A 3038-nucleotide genomic window follows, 5' to 3' on the forward strand; every position below is an offset into this window, starting at 1 on the left:
GCGACGAGGTCGCGAGTGCGCGCTCGGATCGCTGCCGAGCGCTTCGCGGACTGCGACATGAGACGCGGGTCGATGCCGTCGACCTCCATCACGGGCCGCTTGCCCGGTCCGGTGGAGCGGGGCGAGAAGCTGAAACCACGTGCGGAGAGATGGGCGACTAGGCGCTGGTTGTAGTGCTCACTGGCGGACACGACGGAGCGGTAGAGTGCGGCGCCGTCGAGAGTCCTCCACCGCTCGCTCTGCGCGTCGTAGACCTTGTTCGCGACCACCACGTGATCGTGGAGCTGCGGGTCGCCGTCGCGGGAGTCGTGGTGGCGGAAGCGGGTGGCGATCATGCCGGTGACGTCCAGCTGGGCGACTCCGCCGGCACCGGCGCGGGTGCCGATGCCGTGCTCTTCGAGGTACTTGACGGCGTCGTCGATAGCAGCCTCCTGAGCTGCTGCCACGGCCTCGGCGGTGTCCTTGTCGGCGAGTCCCCAGAGCACGGAGACGCTCTTGGGTGGGGAGAACGTGAGGTCATAGCCGGCCACGGAGTTAGATCCCTTGGACAGCTCCTTGGACAGGAAGGTGGCGAGTTCCTTGTCGTCCGCCGGCCGGTGGGAGAAGCGCTCTTCGTAGACCTCGGAGGCGACGCGCATCCGGGCCTGGCGGATCTCGTCCACGGAGAGTTCGCGGCCCAGGCGGGTCTCTTGAACGTCACGGGCGGCTTTGATCCTCTGACCGATCTCGCTCGTCGACGAGTCGTACTTGTAGGGCCGTCGGCCGAGTCGGGACGCCCGCTCGGCGTCCTTTGCGGAGCCGCCGTCGGCGATGATCGCGGCCTCGATCCTGTCAGCATTGGGGTGCCGTCCCTCCCCAAACAGGGCCTTCATCTGCTGCTCGGAGACGGCGCCAGAGACTCCGAGAGCGGCCGTGCCCTTGCCGATCCATCGGCCCTCGGGAGCGCCGGAGTCGAGGTAGTAGTCCGTGAGGTCCTGGCCGTCTTGGCGGCGCTGATCACCGGACGCGGTCATCGCCGAGTAGTAGGCATAACCGTCCCCGTGGGACAGCTTGCTCACGGACATCATGCGCTGATAATAGCCACCATCTCGCGCCAGCGACACCGAGGACATTCATAATGCAAGAGGTGTGACGATGATGTGGTCCTGATCGGCCGTGAGCGCAGCGAACCTTAAGGAGGCGCGAAGCGTCCTCTGGATCGAGCTCGCTCGATCCGCCGATCGGACCTAAAGCATCGGCGCATGCCGTGCATGCTCGCTGTCCACACGTAGTGTGGTCAGCGATGAGCAGTGAGCTGCGCTGTGGACTGTGGGCTGGGCATGGTGTTAGGAGCCATCCGCAGTCCACAGGAAGCAGCGCAGCTCATCCGGGCCGACGGCGCGGATCGGCAGATCCACGGCGACACTGGTGCGGCCGAGGCCTCGCGCGCGAGGGAGTGCGCAAGTACACTCGGGCCAGGAGGCCCTCATGAGCACCCCCACAGTGGATGAGCCAGTCCGACAGCAGACTCGGCCCGAGCAGCCCAGACGAGCGATCGACGTCGACGGCCTTCGTCAGAGAGCGGCAGCGGTGCGCCGGGCTCGACCGCACCCTGCTCGATTGCAAGCAGTGCACGCTGAGTCTCGCGGCACTGCGGCACGCAAGCGCGCGATCCCGCTTCGTGACCTGAGAGAGGACGAGCACAGCGCTCGTCGGAGCCCGGACGCGAAGGCAGGAAATGCTCCGTACCGACGCGAGCTCGAGAGCGTGCAGGAGCGAACGGATCGCGTCCGCGCCGAGAGGGCGCTCGCACAAGTTCGCGATCCTCGATGGTGGGATCGCGCGAGCGCCGGCGATCTCGAGCGGGCGCGCCTCGCAGCCAACGCCTCGGGAGTCGCGCCGGGGAGCCGAGCGGCAATCAGGGGCGAGATGCGGGAGGTCGCGCAGCGCCGATACGGGACGAGCGTCGACGGCGCGATCCTCTATGAACGCGAGAACCCGCGCCAGCCACCACCGGACATTCGTTCCAGCGCTGGCCGGGTGCGCACGTAGTTCAGAGCCGACCTGGATGACGACTGGTGGGTTTAGTTAGAGGAGTCGGAGGAGAGGATCACCATGTTGGAGTCGGAGTTCCGTGAGAAGGTGGACGAGGTGCGCGCCACCTTCCTTGAGTCTTGGTCGGCGTACCGCGACGGTCCTGAGAATCCGGGGTTCGTGGCAGACGAGAGCGACCCGCTCATGTTGAGCGATCTGCCGATGGTCTCACTGGTCCACGTGCGGGAAGACGCTGCGGTGAATGGCGGGCCGCAACACGACCCGTATGTGCTGGTGGTCGATTGCGAGGGCAACACGCGCGAACGCACGGACAGCAGGCTCGTGGGACTCCCGATCAGCGAAGCTGCGCCGAAGATGGGTGTGAGCGAGTCAGCCCTCGACTCTGCCGTAACCGCGGCGAGCAACGGGCTCTTTCACGCACTCCCCCATGTGCAGCGCCTGGATGAGATTCGCTCGCAGCAGGCCGAGATGCGCACTCAAGGCAGCCCTCGCGCCGAAGAGAAGTCGCTGGGTGAGTACAACCCGAACCTGACCGATACCGAACTCGCCCTGCGGCGCCAGGAGATCCACGCAGCGGAGAAGTGGGCCCTCGAGCACGATTCGGACGCGCTGCAGGCTTACAGGCATGGCTCCATGGGTGCGAATCATCCGGCGGACTGGTGGAAGTACGAGAACAATCTGCTGAGCAAGTACCGCTCGGCTGTAGCAGAGGGCTATGAACCGGCTGCCGCCGAGAACGGCGTGCAGCGCAGCCGTGTTGCCGGGGCGTCTGGGCCGCACCCCATGGGTGCCAGGTTTCGGGAGAAGATCAGCAGCTTCACTGATCGCCTTCGGGAGGGTCGACCGTCGAGGGGCGGTGCGAGCGGAGAGACTCCGACAGTGTCGATGCCGCCGGAGAGCCGGCAGGCTTTCCGGGAACCTCCCCCGCGCGGTCTCAGTCGGCACTGAGGCGAGGGATGCCGGACTGACGCGAGCAGGCGCGCCCGCTCGCGGGTGGCGCCGGA

The 3038-nt window shown here is 66.7% G+C and carries 2 protein-coding genes; one reads left to right on the forward strand and one right to left on the reverse strand.

The features are described 5' to 3' along the window. Positions 1-1067: MobF family relaxase (gene mobF / locus Y09_RS14000; protein WP_159419665.1), on the reverse strand; the 1067-nt coding region annotated here is incomplete at its 3' end. Positions 1068-2094: 1027 nt separating this feature from the next. Between mobF and Y09_RS14010 the strand changes: the two genes are divergently transcribed. Next, complete coding sequence (locus Y09_RS14010; protein ID WP_053918289.1) at positions 2095-2982, forward strand: hypothetical protein; 888 nt, start codon at positions 2095-2097, stop codon at positions 2980-2982. Positions 2983-3038: the final 56 nt, after the last annotated feature.

Source organism: Brachybacterium sp. SW0106-09, from assembly GCF_001293905.1.
Classification (GTDB): Bacteria; Actinomycetota; Actinomycetes; order Actinomycetales; family Dermabacteraceae; genus Brachybacterium; species Brachybacterium conglomeratum.